We start from the raw sequence: 5,035 nt of genomic DNA, 5'->3' as shown, positions 1-5,035 counted from the left end.
CGGGCATCGTGAAAAATCTATGGCAAAGAAAGCCTTATGTTCTCATAACTGACGATTAAATCGCACCTTCCTTAAATGTTAATGCACTGGGTACCGCCTCTTCATGTAAGGCTTACCCTGCATGCACGGATCTACCATCTTTGGAATGCCCTTTATCGCTCTCGACGGTAATGGCCGTCTGATTGGTGCCAGAACGGTATATACATCTCACGACGATCTGCCGTCTTTGCAATACCATCCTGAGTAAGACACGCAACGCTCATAGTTTGCACATACAGAATCGTGATTTAACACCATCATCTGCACCATATCGCTATAGTAGGCTGTTTGCCTTATGCGTAGCGCTTTCAGGAATTGACAACGATTAACAACAAGCACTGTTTAAATATCCAGACAAAAATATTTCCTCTGGGTCAAATGAGTGATAGAGTTTCACCTATAAGACCCAATGGAGGTGATATGTCTGAATTTGAATTACTGGCGCAGGATTTGCTTGAGAAAGCAGAAGCAGAAGAAAAACAGCGACAGAAAAATGATAAGAAACTGATTGAGCAGGTACTGGAAATCTATGACCAGAAGTACGTGGCTGAGTTATTGAGGAAAGTTGGCAAAAATGATTGGACTCGGGAAACAATTAACCGCTGGATTAATGGCAAATGTCCCCCTAAGTCGCTGACTTCAGCAGAAGTAGAGCTTCTTCGTAAAATGCTGCCGGAACCGTCTGTACATCATCCAGACTATGCGTTCCGCTTCATTGACCTGTTTGCTGGCATTGGTGGTATTAGAAATGGTTTTGAGGCTATCGGTGGTCAGTGCGTATTTACCAGCGAATGGAATAAAGAAGCTGTGCGCACCTATAAAGCCAACTGGTTTAATGATGAACACGCACACAAATTCAATCTAGATATCCGGGAAGTCACTCTCAGTGACAAACCTGAAGTGTCGGAAACCGACGCCTATGCCTTCATTGATGAGCATGTGCCGGATCATGATGTGCTTCTGGCAGGTTTTCCCTGCCAGCCGTTCAGCCTTGCTGGCGTGAGCAAAAAAAACTCACTTGGCCGTGCGCATGGTTTTGAATGTGAGGCACAGGGAACGCTTTTCTTTGATGTGGCACGTATTATCAGGGCCAAAAAGCCAGCCATCTTTGTGCTGGAAAACGTGAAAAATCTTAAGAGTCATGACAAAGGTAAAACCTTTAAAGTAATCATGGAGACGCTCGACGAGCTGGGCTATGAAGTTGCGGATGCGGCTGATGTGGGAAAAAGCGATCCTAAGGTCATCGATGGAAAACATTTCCTGCCCCAGCACCGTGAACGTATCGTTCTGGTCGGTTTCCGCCGCGACTTGAATATTCACAATGGCTTTACCCTGCGCGACGTGAGTCGTTTTTATCCGGATCGACGACCGTTATTTCGAGAGCTTCTGGAACCAGTCGTTGACAGTAAATATATCCTGACGCCCAAACTCTGGGAATATCTCTACAACTATGCAAAAAAGCATGCGGCTAAAGGGAATGGCTTCGGTTTTGGCCTCGTTAATCCTGAAAATAAGGAAAGTGTTGCCCGTACGCTTTCTGCCCGCTATCACAAAGACGGATCCGAAATTCTGGTAGATCGTGGCTGGGATATGGCCGCAGGTGAAGCCGACTTTCTAAATGAAGAAAACCAGGCTCGTCGTCCGCGCAGGCTCACCCCTCGTGAGTGCGCACGCTTGATGGGCTTTGAAAAGCCAGACGGTAAACCCTTCCGTATTCCGGTTTCCGACACGCAGTCATACCGGCAGTTCGGTAACTCCGTGGTGGTACCGGTGTTTGAAGCTGTTGCTAGACTGCTGGAACCTTACATCCTGAAAGCTGTTTCTGTCGATGCTAAAAAGGTTTAACTACCACTACCTGGCATGTTGTTGCATGTTCATGCCAGGTAGTGCCTACGTCAGCTCTGCATAGAGCCCAGTAAGTTCCGCAATAAACGCTCCCAACGTCATCAATTCTTCTCTAACCGCTTCTGGATATTTTTTGTGTAACGACGATGGCACAACCAGCCTGACCCCTGCATCCTGCATTTCTCTATATTGAGTCTGAGAAACCCCTTCCTGTAGCGTAAACAGGTGCACTTGCGAGATTTTATCTGCTTCGTTCAGTATCTGGCGCCAGCGGTCTTTACAGGTTGTCTTCACGGCTAGCATACGCAGATTTTCTTCAGGAAACTCTACATCATGGTAAGCCTCTGCAGACGGAAACAAAAAGTCAGGCTTTTTATTACCTTCAGTGACTGCCTGCGTAGCGAAGTGCCGCAGACCATGCTCAACGAAAAGGTGTTCAAGATGCAGTTCTAATGACTTTCCTGCCCTGGATTTACGACGATTACTGACAGAGTTGGCCAGCGCAATAAACTCATCCACAGAACCAAATCCCTTTCGGATGATGTCCAGTACATGTAATTCCTCAATCAGCAAAAAGATATCGTACTCGACTCGCCGACGGTCAATAAGCTGTTCATCCGGATCGTCGGCGTTTTTCACGTAATGGTCAGCGGCATACTGAATTATTTCACTTCCTGTCGGAAAACGCCTTTTCCAGTCTTCAGGGATAGCATATTTGTGATTCACAGGTGCATTCTGAAGAGATAGACCTCCGAGAATTTCTCCTGCAGGTCCGGATATCAGCGTTCCGGGAATAATTTCACCGATAGCGGACTCGATAATATCCTCTTCATCAGGGCTGACGCAGACCCAGATTTCCACAGACGAACAATCGCCTCTCTGTTCATCGAGCTTAAAGGCCAAGATCGTCAGGGCTCCAGTATTTTCAGGATCCTGCAGTGGGCTGCCTCTTCCCCAGCGTGTGATACGCTTTTCATTCCGGGTCCCGCCAAAAAAACGGTTGTTGTAATAGATGGCCCGTGCCTCACTATCAGGACACTGGTGTGAGAAAACATGCGCAGTGAGATAGGTTGAAGGGTTCAGCTCATGTGTATGGTTGATGGATGGAAGCAACTTTTCAACAATGCCTGAAGGGATATAAAGCCCGACCTGATGACCGCCAGTTGCTCCAGTATCATTGGCGGACAGCCGTTTGATGTAGACAAAATTATTTCCGCCTGCGATCCCAGACAGCCAGTTATGAAAAGCCAACATAAACATCCCTCCGTTGCCCTGATATTCCACTCTCCATTTTTCCATAGTTATACAAAAGCAGCCAGTATGGTTTTTTCAAGTCAACATACTGATATTACTAACTGACAGTTGTATCTAATCCTAAATAACTGATCCGAATACCGCTACACTTTTGACTGCCCATGTTTACCTCCGGGGAATGAGCTGATGGTTTTCGTAAAACACGGGTTTATCCGCACTACATTTTTCCAGCGCTCCATTGATTGCCGCCATCTTCTCATCTTTATGTGGATCACGGATATGCAGTGTGGGAGCGGCCCTGCACCATACCAGCTCTGCGCAAGGTAACCAGCGGCCAACCGTTGAAGCATGTAACTGACAGCCTGTTATCTCGTTGATTTTTATTGCCAGAAGTTCCGTACTCCAGCGTGAGCGCTGGTATCCGAAGTTATCAGGAGAACGTTTTACGAGCTGACGTAACAATAAGCAAATCTGTTCAAACGGCCAGCGACGCTCACGACCCGGAGGCAGGGATTTCAGGCCTTCCGCACCATACAGGGTAAACCAGTTAATCCAGCGCCCCACAGATGAACGGGCGCAGCAGAGGGTTCTGGCAACGTCGCTGACGCAGCGGCCCGATGCAGCATCAGCATGGCGGTCAGTCTGCGGGCATGGTTCTTGTCGTGTGTTCTGTGGATTGTTTTCTGCATCAGGCGTCGTTCAGTACGGGGTATTGGTGCTATGATCGGCATCGCTCAGTCCGGTTGTTGGTTTGTGATGTTTGGCGATTGATCAGAGCGCACAATCCGGGCTGAGTTCCCTTTATGTGATCTAATATTTAGAACAGTTATTTAGGGGAGGTCACTGGATACTTACATATGGCGCTACTTAATGTTAATGTATGCCTTGAAAAATGCATCCGAAAGGTCATTTTGTAATTTTATGGTGGCAAAAAAATAAAAACTATAGAGGGATGATTGATTGATGTCGGTGGAAATAGTACTCGACAAGTATTGTAATTAGATGAGGGGTGTTGCAAAAACATTAATTTATTATTTGCAAGCTATTTTCCTGCTATTGCTAGTTGGTTTAATCAAAATCAATAAAAAGTTTGAGGCTTTCAAATAAACTAGTTAAGTCGGATGTGCTGAAATCTTTATCATCCCATTTCTGGCAATAGCCTCTAAGGGTATTTTTCGCTTGACCTAATTTTAAAGATTGATTTTTAACTCCACTTTTGTCCACTGGGTTATGGTTTAAATCTGCATAAAACATTCTAATTTCTACTGGTTTACCACAGGGTTTGATTACAGATAAGTCATGGAAATAATTGTCATTTTTTTTAAAATCTTGCTTTTGTAAGTGACCGATCAATGGAGTGACTTCATCTAAAATCCCCTGTTTAACGCAATAATTTATCCATTCCTGATGGTATAGATATTTTAACCAGGCATTGAATAATGTGTGCGATTTCTTATTTTGAAAATATATAAGAAGACCTGCGTTCTTATCTCTCTTAATATATCTAGATAATAGTTGTAATAACCCTTCAAATATTTTGGTATTTGCATAACCTATTTTAGCCTCTCCAATCCATGTGAATGAGTTGTCTTTAGGCTTGACAGTGATATCTACAGAACCATTCTGCTTGGTTTGTTCGGTTGCATCATATCCTAGTTCACATAAGGTAAGAACTATAGCATTGGTTATTTTGTCCTCGTCATCACAGTAATATTTATCACTGCTTTTTTCGAGGCGCTCTATAATGCTGTGAATATCTTCATATAATTTTTCAATAAAAGAATTTTCACTCGAAAAGAATGTTCTGCTTACTAGGGAGGCTAGGGAAGGTGCGATTTAATCGGTGGGGTTCAGTGGAGTCCTTATCTGTATTAGCCTTACCTTAGCTGAGCTGTAT

The 5,035-nt window shown here is 44.7% G+C and carries 4 protein-coding genes and 1 pseudogene; 2 read left to right on the top strand and 3 right to left on the bottom strand.

What is annotated here, in order from left to right; all coding sequences use genetic code 11:
• Positions 1 to 121: 121 nt before the first annotated feature.
• Positions 122 to 247: a hypothetical protein gene (locus ACSZO4_RS24535; RefSeq protein WP_256473287.1), complete on the top strand. Its 126-nt coding sequence runs from the start codon at positions 122 to 124 to the stop codon at positions 245 to 247.
• Between the two features lie 212 nt (positions 248 to 459).
• Positions 460 to 1,884, top strand: coding sequence for a DNA cytosine methyltransferase (locus ACSZO4_RS24530; RefSeq protein WP_437891699.1), 1,425 nt, complete (start codon positions 460 to 462; stop codon positions 1,882 to 1,884).
• 45 nt (positions 1,885 to 1,929) lie between these two features.
• Here ACSZO4_RS24530 and ACSZO4_RS24525 read toward each other — a convergent pair whose 3' ends face one another.
• The 3 genes and pseudogenes from ACSZO4_RS24525 to ACSZO4_RS24515 all read right to left on the bottom strand — a co-directional run bounded on the left by ACSZO4_RS24525 (position 1,930) and on the right by ACSZO4_RS24515 (position 4,491).
• Complete coding sequence (locus tag ACSZO4_RS24525) at positions 1,930 to 3,138, bottom strand: type II restriction endonuclease (protein WP_437891700.1); 1,209 nt, start codon at positions 3,136 to 3,138, stop codon at positions 1,930 to 1,932.
• 189 nt (positions 3,139 to 3,327) lie between these two features.
• Positions 3,328 to 3,869, bottom strand: a pseudogene (locus tag ACSZO4_RS24520) (helix-turn-helix domain-containing protein); the annotation flags it as partial.
• Between the two features lie 337 nt (positions 3,870 to 4,206).
• Entirely contained in the window at positions 4,207 to 4,491 is a 285-nt protein-coding gene (locus ACSZO4_RS24515; RefSeq protein ID WP_437891698.1) for a hypothetical protein, read from the bottom strand.
• Between the last annotated feature and the right edge of the window lie 544 nt (positions 4,492 to 5,035).

The sequence above is a fragment of the Phytobacter sp. V91 genome (assembly GCF_965644225.1).
Classification (GTDB): domain Bacteria; phylum Pseudomonadota; class Gammaproteobacteria; order Enterobacterales; family Enterobacteriaceae; genus CBFFRJ01.
This window is presented reverse-complemented; position numbering and strand designations above follow the sequence as displayed.

Excerpts from the sequence above, each read along its gene's own strand:
- ACSZO4_RS24530 (WP_437891699.1), top strand. The coding sequence starts at position 460 with ATGTCTGAATTTGAATTACTGGCGCAGGATTTGCTTGAGAAAGCAGAA.
- ACSZO4_RS24535 (WP_256473287.1), top strand. The coding sequence starts at position 122 with ATGCACGGATCTACCATCTTTGGAATGCCCTTTATCGCTCTCGACGGT.
- ACSZO4_RS24525 (WP_437891700.1), bottom strand. The coding sequence starts at position 3,138 with ATGTTGGCTTTTCATAACTGGCTGTCTGGGATCGCAGGCGGAAATAAT.